The organism is Marinobacter sp. CH_CUG1437-1 (assembly GCF_037029655.1).
GTDB classification, from domain to species: Bacteria; Pseudomonadota; Gammaproteobacteria; order Pseudomonadales; family Oleiphilaceae; genus Marinobacter; species Marinobacter salsuginis.
This window is the reverse complement of sequence record NZ_JAYMEW010000009.1, coordinates 110,356-126,320: the sequence shown is the minus strand read 5'-3', so window position 1 is coordinate 126,320 and position 15,965 is coordinate 110,356. Positions and strand designations below refer to the sequence as shown.

Sequence of the window (15,965 nt, the reverse complement as noted above, 5' to 3'; positions counted from 1 at the left end):
AGTCTATATCAAGTTGCCGGGCCGATGCATTTGTCCGTTTCTCAAAGTGCTTCGCCAGTTCGATCTGCGTCATTAAGACACGTTAACAAAAAGCCTGGAACGATGCCGCTTGCCTGCTCGTGATAGGAGTGTTGGGTAGCGTTTCAAGCCGCTACGAAAATACAAATAAGCCTTGGAGGTTTATATGAAACGTTCGATCCGTCTTTTCACCGTGTCCGCTCTGGCTGCCGGTATTGCCGCGTGTGGCGGGGGTAGTGACGGCACTGGTACCGCCGACTCTACAGGTACAGTTAACGTAGGCTTAACCGATGCGCCGGTCGATAGCGCACAAGAGGTGAACATAGAGGTCGATGCATTGGTGCTGCAACACTCCAATGGTGAACGAAGCCGGTTCGAGTTCGACATGGCAGAGCCTGTGAACTTGTTGACCCTCACCGGTGGAACAGTAATGTCCCTGCTGGCCGATGAAGAGGTCGCTGCGGGCGATTATTCCTGGATGCGCGTGGAGCTCGGTGATGGAAATACCATTGTGATTGACGGTGGCGTATATGACCTGACAACCCCCTCAGCACGAGGCGTCCAAACGAGTGGCTTCATTGTGCCTGCAGGCGGCGAGATCAATCTCACCATCGACTTCGACGTCAGGAAATCGATAGTGAATCCCCAGAACAATCCTGACGTTTACAGACTCAAACCTGTAATTCGTCTGGTGGACAACTCCGAGGTAGGCACCATTGCCGGCACGGTTGCTGGAGAAGTTATCACCAACCAGTGCAGCGAAGAAAACGCGGGGTCAACCGACACCTTCAATGGCAGCGTGTATATCCACGAGGGCTTCGATGTTGAGCCTGATGACATTGGCAGCGACCAGGAACCGCTGGTTGCCGTACCGGTGAACTACGAGAACGACCAATTTGTTTACACTGCTGCGTTTATACCGGAAGGTGAATATACAGTCTCGTACACCTGTGGAGACGATCAGATTGAAACCGCAGAGGGCGAACCTTCCGATGACGACCTCAACTTCATCATTGGTGACAGTCAGGCGACCGTAGAGAGCGGCGAGACCTATACAGTCAATTTCGAAGCCTCAACTCCCTAATGACCAGACAAAAAAGAGGGGCATCAGCCCCTCTTTTTTCATCACCGCATTTATAACGCCGCAGCCCTCGCCTCCGCCTGATCCGCACCCGCTACATTCCCGCGAGCCCGGCGGATATCCGCCAACAGCAACCATCCCGCTCGCTGCAGCCGAATATCACTGCCCGCCAGCGACAGCCCTTTCAGCGTGAATTGTTCGGCAGAGCCCAGCTGATTGCCAGCAACATAGGCTTCCGACAGCTTGAAATACACCTCGGCCGATCGGGGCGCAATCCGTTGTGCACGCTCAAGACGGGCGATGGCGCCGGATACGTTACCCTGGGCCAGCACCTGCTCGGCTTCACGCACCAGGCTCAGCGCAGCCGGCGAGAGGCCATCACCGGTTTCACGATAGCTTGGGGAACTGGAGCGGGAAGGCTCACCGGGTTCCTGCGCCGCCTCGGGCTGTTCACTCTTGCGCCAGACTGGGGCTTCGCTCTCCTCCGTGTCTGTGCTGGTTCTCGGTGGCTCGGGCGCCTTGGCGGGCTCACCACCAACGGGCACATAGATTCCACCGCCCGGCCCGGAGGCACAGCCGGCCAGTGACAGCAGTGCGGCCAACAGGGCGGCCCTGAATGAAAGTCGGTCAATCATTGAAACAGTCCTTCAAACCAGCCCCGGATCCGACGTTCCAGATTTCCGGAGCAGGAAATTGTTTGCGTGGGTTCACTGCCGGCAATGTAAGGCAACAGTCGTGCATTGTCACAGTATTCGTCCGTCAGTGCCTGCCGCTCTGAATTCACCCAGTGATAGTTGACACCGTCTGGCACCACGGGAGAAAAGCCATGCTGGGGAACCTGAGCCATAAACCTCGACCACACCGGCAGGGCGCCACTGGCCCCGGTCAGCGATGTGGGGCCATTATCATCGCGCCCAACCCAGGCGACCGCAAGCAGATCGCCACTGAAACCGGCAAACCAGGAATCCCGGCCATCGTCAGTGGTTCCTGTTTTGCCGGCGAGGGTGAGTTCCTGGGGAACGGTGTAGTAAGCCGAGCGTCCCGTCCCCTCCTGCATGGTTTCCTGCATGGCGTATTGCACCAGGTGCACGGCGGCAGGGTCGGCCACCTGTTCAACCTCAAGACTGTAGCGGGACAAGGCCTCACCGCCGGCATCCGTTACTTCCCGTATCGTGCGCAGCGGGGTATTGAAGCCCGAGGTCGCCAGTCCCTGGTATATCTGGGCGACCGTCACAGGGCTCATGGACACCGACCCCAGGAGCATGGATGGGTAACGGGAAATGGGTGTATCCACGCCAAAGGCAGTCAGTGTCTCCCGCACTACGTCCACGCCGATATCCAGCCCCACGCGAACGGCCGGCAGGTTGTAAGAACGAGACAGAGCCTTATGCAAAGGCACTTCACCCCGCTCCTCGCCATCGTAGTTCTTGGGTTGCCAACGTTTACCGTCGTCGAACTCCAGAGTGAAGCTCTTGTCCAGCACCGGTGTACTCAGGGTGTATCTTTCCGGTTCCTGCAAGGCAGACAGATAGATAAACGGCTTGATCAGAGATCCGATGGGGCGATTGGCATCCAGCGCCCGGTTGAATCCGGCGAATTGCGGATCCCTCCCACCGACAAGGGCCAGCACCTCACCGGAATCCTTCGCGGTGACCACAAGTGTCGCCTCCAGGGCTTCCGAACTCTGGCCGCCGGCCAGTCTCGGGAGGGTCTCAGTTACCGCGTACTCTGCCGCGTACTGGATAGCGGGGTTCAGAGTGGTGAAGATTCGCAGTCCTTCACTGCGCAGATCCTCTTCCTTGTAGTCACGGGCCAGGTGCCGCCGGACCAGGTCAATGTAAGCGGGGTAGCGGTTTTCTGAGTAGGATGGGCGCTCACTGACCCCAAGGGGCAGGCCGCGGGCCCTCGCCGCTCGGCCCGGTTCAATCAGGCCCGCCTCTTCCATTTCGGAAATAACCAGATTCCGTCGCTCGGTTGCACGCTCGGGATGGCGGCGCGGATTGTAATAACTGGGGCCTTTGACCATGCCCACCAGCAACGCGATCTGGTGCACATCCAGATCTTTCAGGGATTCGCCAAAATAGAACTGGCTGGCCAGGCCGAAACCATGAATGCTGCGAGTGCCGGCCTGCCCGAGGTAAACCTCGTTCAGATAGGTTTCCAGGATGTCGTCTTTTTCATAGTGCAACTCCAGCAATACCGACATCAGGGCTTCATTGGCCTTTCTCACCAGTGTCTGCTCGCGAGTCAGGAAGAAGTTCTTCACCAGCTGCTGGGTCAAGGTGCTGCCACCCTGGACGATGCGCCCGGCCTGGATGTTGGCCAGCATGGCCCGGCCGATGGAGAGAGGCGCGATACCGAAATGGTCGTAGAAATTGCGATCTTCCACCGCCATCAGTGTGGTGGGGAGCAACGCCGGCACCTCGTCCAGCTGAACCAGCACCCGATCTTCCTTATGGGCTGGATAAATACCACCAATCTGCGCTGGCTCCAGCCGGACGATCGGGGCGCTTTCACCCTGAATGACCGAAAAACCCTGAACACGATCGCCCGAAACCGACAAAGAGATGCGGCGCCGGGGCTCATCACCGTCCGGGAACGAGAAGCCCCGGGTACTGATGACGAAGCGATTACCACTGCGCTGGTAACTGCCCGCTTTCTCGCCGCCCCCTTTCCGGAAACCAGAGAGGCTCAGTTCTCGCTCGAGCGCGCTGGCACTGACACTGGCCCCATCGAAAAGCTCAAGCGGGCGGGCATAGACGCGGGAAGGTACTTCAAAGCGCCGACCCTCAAAACGGGACGTTACAACGGCATCCAGATACACCATCCAGCCGGCCAGTAAAACGAGACCAATGGCACATAACCGGAACATGAAACGCCAGAACCACGGCCGACGGCCATTGTTCGAAGAGCGCCTGGAGGGCTTTCGCTTGGGGCTGGAAGATGCTTTGGATTTTTTCATGGCGCGATTATAACGAAGGGAGCGGTGAGGAAGGCAGGCCATCCATGTGTTATTTCTGTAATCTGCCCGTTATGATAGGGCAAGAAAAATCAATGGGTTCAGGGAACGCGAGGAGAACACGGTGAGTGAGACATCCCCAGGCAATCTGATTCTGTCGATGCAGAATCCGGACCTGTACGACCATCCGGTGGATGGCTTTCAGGTTATCGAAACTCACATCTCACAGGTGATCCTGACCGGTGATTACGCCTACAAAATCAAGAAGCCCATGGATTTCGGCTTCCTCAACTTCTCTACCCTCGATCGCCGGAAGCATTTCTGCGAAGAGGAGCTGAGACTCAACCGACGGCTGGCAGAAAAGCTGTATCTGGAAGTGGTACCCATTACCGGAACACCGGATGCCCCGATCCTCGGCGGCGAGGGCGAGGCTTTTGAATACGCCATCAAGATGCGCCAGTTTGGCCAGGACCAGCTTTTCGATCGCCTGCAGGAGCAGGGTAAACTGCCCTCGGACTTGTTGACCGACCTTGCCGGCCAGGTCGCCGGCTTCCACGATCAGTTGCCGCCCGTGCCGGATGACAAGCCGTTAGGAACACCAGAGGCTGTGTTTGCAGCTATGCAAGAGAATTTTGACCAGATCCGTCCGCTGATTGACGATCCGGATCTGCTCATGCAGCTGGACAACCTTCAGGCCTGGACCGAATCCACCTTCGAGCGGCATCGGGAGCTGATTGCCCACCGCCGTGCCAGTGGTATGGTCCGGGAATGCCACGGCGATCTCCATCTGGCAAATATCACCCGCTTCGACGGCGAGGTCACCGTATTCGACTGCATCGAATTCAACGAGCCGTTTCGCTGGATTGATGTTATCAACGACCTCGCTTTCCTATTGATGGATCTGGAGTCTCGCGGGGAGAGCGCTCTTGCCAATCAGGTGCTCAATACTTATCTGGAATATCGGGACGACTTCGAAGCGCTGCCATTGCTGCCACTCTACAAGGCCTATCGCGCCATGGTCCGCGCCAAGATTGCGCTATTCACCATGGGCAATCCCGGCATCACGGACACCGAAAAAGCCGACCTTATGCAGCGCTATCGCGGCTATGCACAACTGGCCGAGGATTACGGCTCCATTCCTAACCACTACTTGCTGGCTACCACTGGCCTTTCTGCCAGCGGCAAGACGTGCGTCAGCGCCGCCATGGCCAACGAGCTGGGGCTGATACGCCTGCGGTCCGATGTCGAGCGCAAGCGACTGCATGGACTGGCTCCGCTGGAGAGCTCACGTTCACCGACCGGTGGCAACCTGTACACCGAGGAAGCGACCGAGAAAACCTATCAGCGACTGGCCGAGCTGGCCGGTCAGGTTCTGGCGGCCGGGTTCCCGGTGATCGTGGACGCCGCCAGCCTGAAAGAAAAGGAGCGGTCCCTGCTGGCATCCGTCGCCGAAGCCCAGGGCGTGCCCTTTGCCCTGATCCATTGCGAGGCGCCCGAAGATCTGCGCCGGGAATGGATTCGCAATCGCAAGGGCGATGCCTCCGAGGCCACTGAGGAGCTTCTGGACGCCCAGCAAACCTGGTTTGAACCGTTAACGACCGAAGAGAAGACCCACACCATTCACCTGCACACCGATCAGGAGCATGTGGCCGAAGCCGTGGCCGACCGTATCCGTCAACACCTGGGTATCCCCGGCGGCAAGGCCGGGTAAGAACAACATCTGGCTCCCACTGGCGAGCGCGAGGTTAGATATGGACGATAAAAGCGAACACGAAGTACATCAGATCAGCCACCCGCTCTACGATATTCTTCGGAGCGAGGATATGCAGGCGTTCAATGCCGAGAAGGCAAAGCTCACAGAGTTCCCTAGTTTCGCCCATGGCGATTTCCGGGGCCTGGATCTGAGAGGGATGGACGCCAAGGGGCTGGATTTCCGCCATGCCTACTTCCGCGGTGCCGACCTGAGAGGCGTGGACTTTTCGAAGTCCAGAATGGAAGGCTCAAGCATCGCCAGCGCGAAGATTTCAGGCTGCTACTTCCCACACCGCCTGCACGCCGATGAGATCGTCATGTCCCTGAACCACGGGACCCGCATGCGCTACGCCATATTGCCGAAATGAGCAACAACCCGCATTCCTGGCAGCCCGTGTGTCCCGCGTCCCAGCTGACACCGGGCCAATTCGTCGAGTTTCGGCTCCGGGGGAAGGCCCGGGAGCCTGCAGGCATGCCGCTTACCGGCTTCCTGTTCCTCGACGGCACAACGCCCCGCGCCTACCTGAATATCTGCCCGCATCTCGGTGTTGAGCTGAACTGGATGCCGGGCCGGTTTATGGATACCGACAATCTGTTCATCCAGTGCTCCACCCACGGCGCCCTGTTCAAGCCTGGCGACGGCGAATGCATTGTCGGTCCCTGCCAGGGCGATGCGCTTACCCAGCTGGATCTGAGAGAGCACGACGGCCAGATCGAGATCAGACTTCCAGAATAACCGGCACCGATTCGGTCAGCGTCAGAACGCCCGTCGGGGTGCCATCACTCTCACTCAGGTCGGCCCGGTAGGCGACCACTTCCACACCCGCATCACAGGCTTCGCGCAGTAACTCCCCGTATTTGCGGTCGATGTGGTCCGCCGGGCGAACGGTCTGAATGCCGGTGTGATTGACCACGAAAAACAGCACCGCCCGATCACCCTGCTGGACCTGGGCCATCAGCTCACGAAGGTGTTTCTGGCCACGCTCGGTTACCGCATCCGGGAAAAAGCCCTGGCCATCCTCGGCCAGGGTAACGTTCTTGACCTCCACCCAGGCATCGGCCGCGGATTCGTGACCAGACAGCAACAGATCGATCCGGCTTTTCTCCACACCGTATTTCACCTCGGCGCGGCACTCGCGATAACCGGCCAACTCCACCACGGTGCCGGCCTGAACCGCTTCCCTGGCCTGGCTGTTCGGCCGGGCCGTGTTCACGCATGCCAGCTGTCCCGGCGAGGTTTCCACCAGCTCCCAGGTGTATTGGAGTTTGCGCTTGGGATTATCGCTGCGGCTGAGCCAAACCCGGGCATTCTCTGGCTGACAGCCCAGCATGGAGCCGGTGTTCGGGCAGTGGGCGGTTACCTCCGAGCCATCCGGCAGCCGCACGTCTGCCAGGAAGCGTTTGTAGCGGCGGATAAGCCGGCCTTCAACCAAAGGTTCTGGAAACTTCATGTGATCTCCGTACAAAAGTCGATGTCACAAGGCTGGCACCCCCGTGACTAATCTGCTATTTTCCGCAAATTCCCGTTTCAGGACGAATGCTTCATCCAGGGTATAACCGCACAGCCACGGGGGCTCACGCGGAGGGAAGCAACCGTTCTTGTGAAGTACAAACAAGAGGCCGGGTTCAATGGCAACGACTGCAGAACAACCACGCGAACGCTTTACCAACTTCACCCCCTATGAAATGAAGAAGGGTGAAGAGTATATGAGTGCGGAAATGCTTCAGCACTTCAAGGATCTGCTGCTGCAATGGAAGCAGGAGCTGATGGAAGAAGTCGACCGCACCATGCACCACATGCAGGAAGACGCCGCAAATTACGCGGATCCCAGCGATCGCGCAACCCAGGAAGAAGAATTCAGCCTGGAACTGCGCACCCGCGACCGGGAGCGGAAACTGATCAAGAAAATTGACCAGACCATCGACCGCATCGACAAGGACGACTACGGCTTCTGCGATCAGTGCGGCGTGGAAATCGGCATCCGCCGTCTCGAAGCGCGCCCGACTGCGACCCTGTGCATCGACTGCAAGACTCTGGCCGAGATTCGCGAACGCCAGACCGGCATCTGAGCCGAACCTTCAACAGCTGCCGGCCGCGGGTTATTCCTGCCCCGCCGGCTGACTGACGATCATGAACAACTCTTCCTATCGGGGCCGCTTTGCGCCCTCTCCGACCGGCCCGCTGCATTTTGGCTCACTGGTTACTGCGCTTGCCAGCTTTCTGGAAGCCCGCAGCCAGGGCGGCCAATGGTTTATTCGCCTGGAAGATCTCGATCCGCTGAGAGAGCCGCCGGAAGCGACCGGCCAGATTCTAGCCAGCCTGGACGCCCATGGCCTGTTCCCCGACGAACCGGTACGGTTTCAATCCAGACGTCACGACGCCTATCAGGCCGCCATCGATCAATTACTCGAAAGCGGCTACGCCTATCGCTGCCAATGCTCACGGAAAGAGCTGCAAGCCCATGGGGGCCGACACCCCCACCAATGCCGCAGCCGCAAAGCCATAGACGGTGACCGCCCATACGCCATCCGCTTTGCCCTGGAAGATGAGGACTGCCACTGGCGGGATCAACTCCTGGGCCCACAGCATCAAACCGTGCGCGCTGAGCTTGATGATCCCGTGATCCTCCGTAAAGAGGGGTTCTACGCCTATCAACTGGCGGTGGTTGTTGATGACATTGATCAGGGCATCACGGACGTGGTGCGCGGGTCGGATCTGCTGGACATGACAGCGCAACAGCAGCAGATCTACCGGGCTCTGGGCGCCCACCCTCCCCGTTGGCTACACATTCCGGTCATACTGAACGAACACGGCCAGAAACTCAGCAAGCAGACCCACGCCCCGGCGCTCAACGATGAAAGGCCTGTCGACAACCTGTTCGAGGCCCTCGTTGCCCTTGGTCAGAATCCGCCTTCGGAACTGGCAACCGGTTCGCTGGAATCCTTGCTGGAATGGGGCCGGGAGAACTGGCACCGGGGCGCCATCCACCTGACATCCCGGTGAGGGACATGGTATAAAGCCCTTCTCACACCTCAGCGCGGATAGCATGCCTGATGTATATCTACCGTCTGGTCTTCCTGTTGGTACTGGCCATCTATATCTTTTCGCCCAACATCCTTGACTGGTGGACTTCGCCGGGAAACGTCTGGTACAGCCCCTACATTATCTGGGCCGGGCTGATTGCCATCGGTTTCTGGCTGGAATGGCGGCGGGACCCCAATGAGTTTTAGTGCCTCCGGTCTGCTGCTCGCCAGCCTGCTGTACCTGATTCTGCTGTTCGGCATTGCCTGGTTTACCGAGCGGGGCATGGTGCCGAGGCGCTGGGTTCGCCACCCGCTGGTTTACGTGCTCAGCCTGGGGGTATACGCGGGCATCTGGGCGGTCTACGGCGCCGTTGGCATGGCCGCCGAATCCGGCTACGGCTTCCTCGCCTACTACCTGGGCATCAGTGGCGCCTTTTTGCTGGCGCCGGTACTTCTGAACCCGGTCATGAGGATTGGCCGCGCCTATCAGTTAACCTCCCTGGCCGACCTGTTCGCCTACCGCTACCGGAGCCAGTGGGCAGGAACCCTGGTCACCCTGTGTTCCGGCGGGGCCATACTGGCGCTGCTGAGCATGCAGATCCAGGCCGTCGCCACCTCCGCCAGTATCCTGGCGCCGGACACCTCTCCCAAGCTGATCAGTGTGATGTTCAGTATGATCGTGGTGTTGTTTGCCATGCTGTTCGGAGCACGCCGTAACCAGAATTCCGATAACCACCAGGGCCTGGTACTGGCCATTGCCTTTGATTCTCTGGTCAAACTGGCGGCGCTGCTGGTGCTCGGGGGCGTGATCCTGTTCGGGGTCTTCGATGGCATGAACGGTCTGGAGCGTTGGCTGGACAACCGAACCTCGCCAGCCACCACCATGACTCTGAGCATTGACGACGGCAGCTGGCGGGCATTGATGCTGATGTCCTTTGCCGCCGCACTGGTGCTGCCGCACATGTATCACATGACTTTCAGCGAGAACCCTTCCCCAAAGGCACTGGCCAAGGCCAGCTGGGGCCTGCCACTGTACCTGTTACTGCTGGGCCTGCCGGTACCCCTGATTCTGTGGGGCGGGCAGGAGCTGGCCGTCACCACCGGCCCCGGGTTCTTCGCTATCGGCGCGGCCCAAGCGCTGGAGAGCCCTGTACTGACGCTGTTCATGTACATTGCCGGCCTGTCCGCAGCCAGCGGCCTGATGATCGTCAGCACGCTGGCACTGGCGGGCATGGCCCTGAACCACGTGGTCCTGCCGCTGAAAACCCCGAAAGACCAGGGCGACATCTATCGCTGGCTGCAGTGGATCAAACGTCTGCTCATCGCCGTGATCATTTTCCTGGCATTGCTGTTTCACGAGGCCGTTGGCAAGAACCTTGACCTTTCCATTCTCGGCGCCATTTCCCTGTCAGGCACATTGCAGCTTCTCCCGGGCGCCCTGGGCGTGATTTACTGGCCGGAGGGCAACCGCCGCGGCCTGATTGCCGGCCTGATTGTCGGTTTGACCATCTGGGTGGTTACCCTGGTACTACCCTTCTCCCATACGGCCAATCTGCTGGCCTGGATAGACGCGCCGCTGATACCGGATTACACCAACTGGCATATATTCACGTTCGTCAGCCTGACCGCCAACATTACTGTGTTCGCGCTGATTTCCATCCTCAGCACCAGTACCAGTGAAGAGAACAGTGCAGCCCAGGCCTGCTCGCTGGGTGCGCTGTCCCGCCCTCAACGCCGTGAACTGCTGGCGACATCCTCCAGTGATTTTGTGCGGCAACTGGCGGAGCCTTTGGGCTATGGCGTCGCACGGCGGGAAGTGGAGCGTGCACTGAGCCAGTTGAAGCTACCCAACGTGGAATACAGGCCTTACCAGCTCAGACGACTGCGGGATCAGGTGGAGATCAATCTGTCGGGTCTGCTCGGACCCTCTGTCGCCCGGGACATGGTCAAACGCCATCTCGGCTTCAAGCCTATGGCCCAGGGTGGCACCGCCCAGGACATTCGCTATGTCGAGCGGGCCCTCGGCGACTACCAGAACCGCCTTACCGGCCTGGCCGGAGAGCTGGACAACCTGCGACGACATTACCGCCAGACACTGCAAAACCTGCCGATTCCCGCCTGCTCCGTGGGCGAGGACGGTGAAATCCTGATGTGGAACCACGCCATGGAGGCGCTCACCGGCATTACCGCCGATGATGTGGTCGGCGCCAGGCTGATGGCACTGCCGGAGCACTGGCATCTGCTGCTCGAGGATTTCAACCGCGGGCCCGACCTGCATCGCTACAAACACCGGCTGGATCTGCGTGGCAAGCCCCATTGGCTGAACCTTCACAAAGCCGCCCTGAGCGGGCCGGACCACACCGAAGGCGGCAGCATCATCCTGGTGGAAGACCAGACCGAAACCCGACTGCTAGAAGATGAGCTGATGCACAGCGAGCGGTTGGCGTCGGTGGGTAGACTGGCGGCCGGCGTCGCCCACGAGATCGGGAACCCGGTAACCGGCATCTCATCGCTGGCCCAGAACCTGAAACTGGAAACCGATAACCCCGATATTCTCGATACGGCAGACCAGATCCAGCAACAGACGCGGCGCATCTCCACCATACTGCAGTCGCTGATGAACTTTGCCCGCACCGGCAACCACGCCCAGGCCAACCGGTACGAACCGGTGACGATACATCGTTGCGTGGAAGAGTCTATCAACCTGCTCTCCCTGAGCGACAAGGGCCTGGGCATTCACTACATCAACGACTGCCCGCCCTCCTTGCAGGTGCTGGGCGATGAACAGCGCCTGGTGCAGGTGTTTGTTAACCTTCTTGCCAACGCCCGGGATGCCTCGCCCGAAGGAGGCACCATCCGGGTCAGTGGAAAGGGCGATGGCTACTCCGCTATCATCGAAGTCGTTGATGAGGGCTCCGGAATCCCCGGGGATCAGCTCGATCATATCTTCGAGCCGTTTTACACCACCAAGGCCCCCAACCAGGGAACCGGTCTTGGCCTGTCGCTGGTGTACAGCATTATTGAAGAGCACTATGGCAACGTTCAGGTAGACAGCCCGGCGGACGCCGACACTGGCCGGGGAACCTGTGTGAGGCTGAGATTGCCAGCCTACGAACCGGAAACCGGCAACATTGCCATCAGCCAGAACCAAAGGTCTTGAGACTCCTATGCCTCGCATTCTGATCGTGGAAGACGAAGACATTATTCGCTCGGCAGTTCGCAAGCTGCTGCTGCATGCCGGCTATGAAGTCGCCGATGCGGCTTCCGTGGAGGAAGCCGAACAGCACCACGAGCCGGATCAGTTTGACCTGATCATATCGGATCTGCGCTTGCCAGGAGCAGCAGGCACGGAACTGATCAACCGCGCACCCAATACACCGGTGCTGATCATGACCAGCTATGCCAGCCTCCGGTCAGCCGTGGATTCCATGAAAATGGGGGCCGTTGAGTACATCGCAAAACCGTTCGACCATGATGAAATGCTTGCTGCGGTGGAGAATATCCTGGCCCGCCAGCCCTCTGCCCGCAATGCGGGTGATGACTCGGCGGCACCCTCGGAAACGCCCGAGAGTAGCGACCCGGCCAATATCATGTTCGGCCAGTGCGAGCCTATGCAGAGGGTATTTACCCTGATCCGGAAGGTGGCTCCGACAGAAACCACCGTACTGATCCAGGGCGAATCCGGTACCGGCAAAGAGTTGGCCGCGCGCGCCCTGCACCTGCTGAGCCCCCGCGCCGCGAAACCGCTGATTTCGGTAAACTGCGCGGCCATCCCGGAAAGCCTGATTGAATCGGAACTGTTCGGCCATGAGAAAGGCGCCTTCACCGGTGCGGTTTCGGCAAGAACGGGTCTGATTGAGGCGGCTGATGGCGGTAGCCTGTTTCTGGACGAGATCGGCGAACTGCCGGCTGAAGCCCAGGCCCGCCTGCTTCGCGTGCTGCAGGAGAGCGAGATCCGGAAAGTGGGTTCAACCCAGAGCCGCACCGTAAATGTGCGAATGATTGCGGCCACCCATCGCAACCTGAAGGCCATGACCCGAACCGGGGAATTCCGGGAAGACCTGTATTACCGTTTGAATGTTATGCAGATCCGGATACCGCCTTTACGCGAGCGCCAGAGCGATATTCTGGGACTGGCTCGCCGCTTCCTCAAACGCCAGGGGGAGAGAATGGGCAAACCCGATCTCAACCTCAGCCCCGAGGCCATGCGCGCCCTGGAACGCCATCGCTGGCCGGGTAACGTACGGGAGCTGGAAAACGCCATTGAGCGCGCCACCATCCTCTGCGACGGGGATGTGATTACGCCGTCATTGCTGGACCTTGATAGCGAAGGCAACGACGAATACATCCCTGAGACCCTCGTGGAAGGCAACAACGAGCAGACTCACACCCGCGAGGTGGATTCCTCCAACGATCTCTCTTTGGAAGACTACTTCCAGCATTTTGTCCTGGAGAACCAGGATCGCATGAGCGAGACAGAGCTGGCTCAAAAATTGGGCATCAGCCGAAAATCCCTCTGGGAACGTCGGCAGCGGCTCGGCATCCCCCGGAAAAAATCCTCGGGCAACTGAGCTCGCCAAAGTGTGAATCGGCACTCAGTTGTTACCCCATGTTCCTGTCGGTAACACTCCCCACTAAAGTAACGTGATCTGGGTAACACTTAGGTTGAATACGGGGTAACACTTATGGCCTACAAAATCGTAAGGTACTGTTAATAAAGAACATTCAAAAACTGGCACACGGACTGCAATCTATTTGGCGCACAACAACAAAAACAAGAGTGACAAAGCAGCGCCAACAACAAGAACAAAAAGCTGCGGGAAACGTTCGGTAACAAAAACAACAACAGAACGTGAGCGAACTGAGTGTTTTGGGTACTTTGCTTTTTAGTGGTCCCACGGCACGTGCGAGTTGTAGATGTAGAGAAGAATCGCCTTTGAGGTGACGCTGCAGCTACCCCAGACCCGCCCGATGTCTCTGACCGCTCTGTGTATTCAAAGCTTTCCGTTTGCGCTGCTGAGATGCCCCTCAACGGGGATATGCAGTGGGGTACAAAAACCAAGAAAAATCCCGGCAAAAACAAAAACAATGCAGATCGTCAACGCTTTGAGGGCGGATTCGTGAAAACGGATCCGCCTTTTGATTTTCTGGGCCCCGGAACGGTAATCCACGGCAAACGTGTGCAAATCCTGCTCAAACCGTTAAACTCTCGGTTTTTGCTCATCGCAACCACGGATTTCAATGCCTAAATCAATTTTTACTCTTGTCGAGCAATCGGTCGAGAAACTCCGTTCCATAATGCCCGGCAACGGAAAGAAGAAAGCCCGCACCTACCAGCGACGGGAAATTCCCCGGGACCAACACAATGTCTCACGCTCGGTGATCAGCGAGCCTGCAAAGAAAGTCCTGCATCGTCTGAACAAATCGGGCTATGAAGCCTACCTTGTAGGCGGCGGCGTCAGGGATATCCTGCTGGGTGGAAAGCCCAAGGATTTCGACATTGCCACCAATGCCACGCCGGAGGAAGTTCACGACCTGTTCCGCAATTCCCGGCTGATCGGACGCCGGTTCCGGATTGTCCACGTGGTGTTTGGCCGCGAGGTGATTGAGGTAACGACCTTCCGGGGCAACGCCACGGAAGCGGATACCGACACCGATGATGACGATCGCAGGACCAATGAACACGGTCTGCTGCTGCGCGACAATGTCTACGGCAACCAGGAAGAGGATGCCCTGCGGCGCGACTTTACCGTCAATGCCCTGTACTACTGCATCCGCGACTTTACCGTTATCGACTTTGCCAACGGCATCGAAGATCTGCGCAACCGGCAACTGCGCCTGATTGGCGACCCGGAAACCCGCTACCGGGAGGACCCGGTGCGTATGCTTCGTGCTATTCGCTTTGCCGCCAAACTGGGCTTCGATATTGAACCGGAAACCGAAGCGCCAATCGGTGAGTTAGCCCCTCTTTTAACTCATATCCCGCCCGCGCGCCTGTTTGATGAAGTACTCAAACTGTTCTCCGCAGGCCATGGTGAAGCCACTTACGATCTACTGACCCGTTACAACCTGCTGGAGCCCCTGTTTCCGGAGACGGTCAGAGCCATTCAGGCCGGAGAGCCGGATGAGCTTATTCGCCAAGCCCTGAGAAACACCGATGCCCGGATTGCCCAGGGCAAGTCGGTCACACCCTACTTCCTGTTTGCCGCCATGCTCTGGCCGGCGCTGCAAGCAGAATGGCACCGCAGGCAGGATAACGGTGACCCGGTCCAGCCCGCCCTGCACGGTGCCATTGGCAAGGTGATTGGCCGCCAGGTGCAGGCAACGTCGATTCCCAAGCGCTTCTCCGGCCCCATGAAGGAAATCTGGGAACTCCAGATGCGCCTGCCCCGGCGCCAGGGCAAGCGGGCTTTTGCCACCATGAGCCACCCGCGGTTTCGCGCGGCTTACGATTTCCTGCTGGTTCGAGAGGCGTCGGGCGAGATTGAACCGGGACTGGGCCAATGGTGGACCGAGTTCCAGCAAGAAGACGAACGTGGCCAGGAACGGATGCTGTCACAATTAAGCAGCGATGCGCCCAGAAAGCGTCGGCGTCGCCGCAAACCGGTCAAACGCCCCGCCCAGTAATGATGACAGACGTCTTTATCGGTCTTGGCAGCAATCTGAAAGACCCTGCAGCCCAGCTGGCCCGGGCAGTCTCTGCCCTGGCTAACCTTCCAGAGACGGTTCTGGTGGCCCAATCGCCCTTTTATGCCAGCCGCCCGGTGGGGCCCCAGGACCAGCCCGACTTTGTTAATGGGGCGGTTTGGTTGAGGACATCCCTGGCGCCACACCAGTTGCTTGACGAGCTGCAAAACGTCGAACAACAGCACGGCCGGGAGCGGCTCCGGCACTGGGGGCCCCGCACGCTCGATCTGGACATACTGGTGTTCGGCAACCAGGTACTCGACGATGATCGCCTCACCATCCCTCATCGGGAGCTACGGAACCGTGACTTTGCGCTCCAACCCCTAATGGACCTGAAGGCCGACCTCGCTCTGCCGGATGGCACCGCCATTTCCAAGCTGCGCAGCCAATGCCCCGACAACGGCTTGCGCAAGCTTCCGCCGGCGGATTACCCTTAACACTTCA

Annotated in this window: 15 protein-coding genes; 12 read left to right on the top strand and 3 right to left on the bottom strand. The window is 58.9% G+C overall.

What is annotated here, in order from left to right:
- The first annotated feature begins 184 nt into the window (after positions 1–184).
- Positions 185–1,102, top strand: coding sequence for a DUF4382 domain-containing protein (locus tag WA411_RS18280; RefSeq protein ID WP_291910033.1), 918 nt, complete (start codon positions 185–187; stop codon positions 1,100–1,102).
- A 50-nt stretch (positions 1,103–1,152) separates the two neighbouring features.
- On the opposite strand, the gene WA411_RS18275 is transcribed toward WA411_RS18280, so the two are convergent.
- Both WA411_RS18275 and mrcB read right to left on the bottom strand, forming a co-directional pair.
- The gene (locus tag WA411_RS18275; protein WP_222466608.1) at positions 1,153–1,734 is read right to left on the bottom strand and encodes a tetratricopeptide repeat protein; all 582 of its coding nucleotides are present in this window, start codon (positions 1,732–1,734) and stop codon (positions 1,153–1,155) included.
- The gene (gene mrcB / locus WA411_RS18270) at positions 1,731–3,971 is read right to left on the bottom strand and encodes a penicillin-binding protein 1B (protein WP_227549548.1); all 2,241 of its coding nucleotides are present in this window, start codon (positions 3,969–3,971) and stop codon (positions 1,731–1,733) included. The genes WA411_RS18275 and mrcB overlap by 4 nt, the downstream gene beginning before the upstream one ends.
- Before the next feature lie 247 nt (positions 3,972–4,218).
- Between mrcB and WA411_RS18265 the strand changes: the two genes are divergently transcribed.
- The 3 genes from WA411_RS18265 to WA411_RS18255 are packed head-to-tail and all read left to right on the top strand — an operon-like array spanning position 4,219 to position 6,546.
- Positions 4,219–5,769 carry a bifunctional aminoglycoside phosphotransferase/ATP-binding protein gene (locus WA411_RS18265; protein ID WP_418766817.1) on the top strand — a complete coding sequence of 517 codons (1,551 nt, stop codon included), beginning with the start codon at positions 4,219–4,221 and terminating at the stop codon, positions 5,767–5,769.
- A 40-nt stretch (positions 5,770–5,809) separates the two neighbouring features.
- Positions 5,810–6,178, top strand: coding sequence for a pentapeptide repeat-containing protein (locus WA411_RS18260; RefSeq protein WP_069184808.1), 369 nt, complete (start codon positions 5,810–5,812; stop codon positions 6,176–6,178).
- Positions 6,175–6,546 carry a Rieske (2Fe-2S) protein gene (locus tag WA411_RS18255; RefSeq protein ID WP_291910040.1) on the top strand — a complete coding sequence of 124 codons (372 nt, stop codon included), beginning with the start codon at positions 6,175–6,177 and terminating at the stop codon, positions 6,544–6,546. The genes WA411_RS18260 and WA411_RS18255 overlap by 4 nt, the downstream gene beginning before the upstream one ends.
- On the opposite strand, the gene sfsA is transcribed toward WA411_RS18255, so the two are convergent.
- The gene (gene sfsA, locus WA411_RS18250; protein WP_291910042.1) at positions 6,530–7,261 is read right to left on the bottom strand and encodes a DNA/RNA nuclease SfsA; all 732 of its coding nucleotides are present in this window, start codon (positions 7,259–7,261) and stop codon (positions 6,530–6,532) included. The genes WA411_RS18255 and sfsA overlap by 17 nt on opposite strands.
- Positions 7,262–7,439: 178 nt before the next feature.
- On the opposite strand from sfsA, the gene dksA reads away from it, so the two are divergent.
- The 8 genes from dksA to folK all read left to right on the top strand — a co-directional run bounded on the left by dksA (position 7,440) and on the right by folK (position 15,958).
- Positions 7,440–7,880, top strand: coding sequence for an RNA polymerase-binding protein DksA (dksA, locus tag WA411_RS18245; protein WP_008173182.1), 441 nt, complete (start codon positions 7,440–7,442; stop codon positions 7,878–7,880).
- A 61-nt stretch (positions 7,881–7,941) separates the two neighbouring features.
- Positions 7,942–8,814: a tRNA glutamyl-Q(34) synthetase GluQRS gene (gluQRS, locus tag WA411_RS18240; RefSeq protein ID WP_291910045.1), complete on the top strand. Its 873-nt coding sequence runs from the start codon at positions 7,942–7,944 to the stop codon at positions 8,812–8,814.
- Between the two features lie 50 nt (positions 8,815–8,864).
- Complete coding sequence (locus WA411_RS18235; protein WP_048497702.1) at positions 8,865–9,041, top strand: hypothetical protein; 177 nt, start codon at positions 8,865–8,867, stop codon at positions 9,039–9,041.
- The gene (locus tag WA411_RS18230) at positions 9,031–11,994 is read left to right on the top strand and encodes an ATP-binding protein (protein WP_153634897.1); all 2,964 of its coding nucleotides are present in this window, start codon (positions 9,031–9,033) and stop codon (positions 11,992–11,994) included. Before WA411_RS18235 ends, WA411_RS18230 begins: the two co-directional genes overlap by 11 nt.
- A 7-nt stretch (positions 11,995–12,001) precedes the next feature.
- On the top strand, positions 12,002–13,405 hold the full coding sequence (locus tag WA411_RS18225; RefSeq protein ID WP_069184803.1) for a sigma-54-dependent transcriptional regulator: 1,404 nt from the start codon (positions 12,002–12,004) through the stop codon (positions 13,403–13,405).
- Between the two features lie 417 nt (positions 13,406–13,822).
- Positions 13,823–14,083: a hypothetical protein gene (locus WA411_RS18220; RefSeq protein ID WP_227514598.1), complete on the top strand. Its 261-nt coding sequence runs from the start codon at positions 13,823–13,825 to the stop codon at positions 14,081–14,083.
- A gap of 49 nt (positions 14,084–14,132) precedes the next feature.
- Entirely contained in the window at positions 14,133–15,461 is a 1,329-nt protein-coding gene (gene pcnB, locus WA411_RS18215) for a polynucleotide adenylyltransferase PcnB (protein WP_291910173.1), read from the top strand.
- Positions 15,461–15,958 carry a 2-amino-4-hydroxy-6-hydroxymethyldihydropteridine diphosphokinase gene (gene folK, locus WA411_RS18210; RefSeq protein WP_291910052.1) on the top strand — a complete coding sequence of 166 codons (498 nt, stop codon included), beginning with the start codon at positions 15,461–15,463 and terminating at the stop codon, positions 15,956–15,958. The genes pcnB and folK overlap by 1 nt, the downstream gene beginning before the upstream one ends.
- The last annotated feature ends 7 nt before the right edge of the window (positions 15,959–15,965 follow it).

Excerpts from the sequence above, each read along its gene's own strand:
- pcnB (WP_291910173.1), top strand. The coding sequence starts at position 14,133 with ATGCCCGGCAACGGAAAGAAGAAAGCCCGCACCTACCAGCGACGGGAA.
- dksA (WP_008173182.1), top strand. The coding sequence starts at position 7,440 with ATGGCAACGACTGCAGAACAACCACGCGAACGCTTTACCAACTTCACC.
- WA411_RS18280 (WP_291910033.1), top strand. The coding sequence starts at position 185 with ATGAAACGTTCGATCCGTCTTTTCACCGTGTCCGCTCTGGCTGCCGGT.
- gluQRS (WP_291910045.1), top strand. The coding sequence starts at position 7,942 with ATGAACAACTCTTCCTATCGGGGCCGCTTTGCGCCCTCTCCGACCGGC.
- WA411_RS18275 (WP_222466608.1), bottom strand. The coding sequence starts at position 1,734 with ATGATTGACCGACTTTCATTCAGGGCCGCCCTGTTGGCCGCACTGCTG.
- WA411_RS18255 (WP_291910040.1), top strand. The coding sequence starts at position 6,175 with ATGAGCAACAACCCGCATTCCTGGCAGCCCGTGTGTCCCGCGTCCCAG.
- WA411_RS18235 (WP_048497702.1), top strand. The coding sequence starts at position 8,865 with ATGTATATCTACCGTCTGGTCTTCCTGTTGGTACTGGCCATCTATATC.
- WA411_RS18225 (WP_069184803.1), top strand. The coding sequence starts at position 12,002 with ATGCCTCGCATTCTGATCGTGGAAGACGAAGACATTATTCGCTCGGCA.
- WA411_RS18265 (WP_418766817.1), top strand. The coding sequence starts at position 4,219 with ATGCAGAATCCGGACCTGTACGACCATCCGGTGGATGGCTTTCAGGTT.
- folK (WP_291910052.1), top strand. The coding sequence starts at position 15,461 with ATGATGACAGACGTCTTTATCGGTCTTGGCAGCAATCTGAAAGACCCT.
- sfsA (WP_291910042.1), bottom strand. The coding sequence starts at position 7,261 with ATGAAGTTTCCAGAACCTTTGGTTGAAGGCCGGCTTATCCGCCGCTAC.
- mrcB (WP_227549548.1), bottom strand. The coding sequence starts at position 3,971 with ATGTTCCGGTTATGTGCCATTGGTCTCGTTTTACTGGCCGGCTGGATG.
- WA411_RS18230 (WP_153634897.1), top strand. The coding sequence starts at position 9,031 with ATGAGTTTTAGTGCCTCCGGTCTGCTGCTCGCCAGCCTGCTGTACCTG.
- WA411_RS18260 (WP_069184808.1), top strand. The coding sequence starts at position 5,810 with ATGGACGATAAAAGCGAACACGAAGTACATCAGATCAGCCACCCGCTC.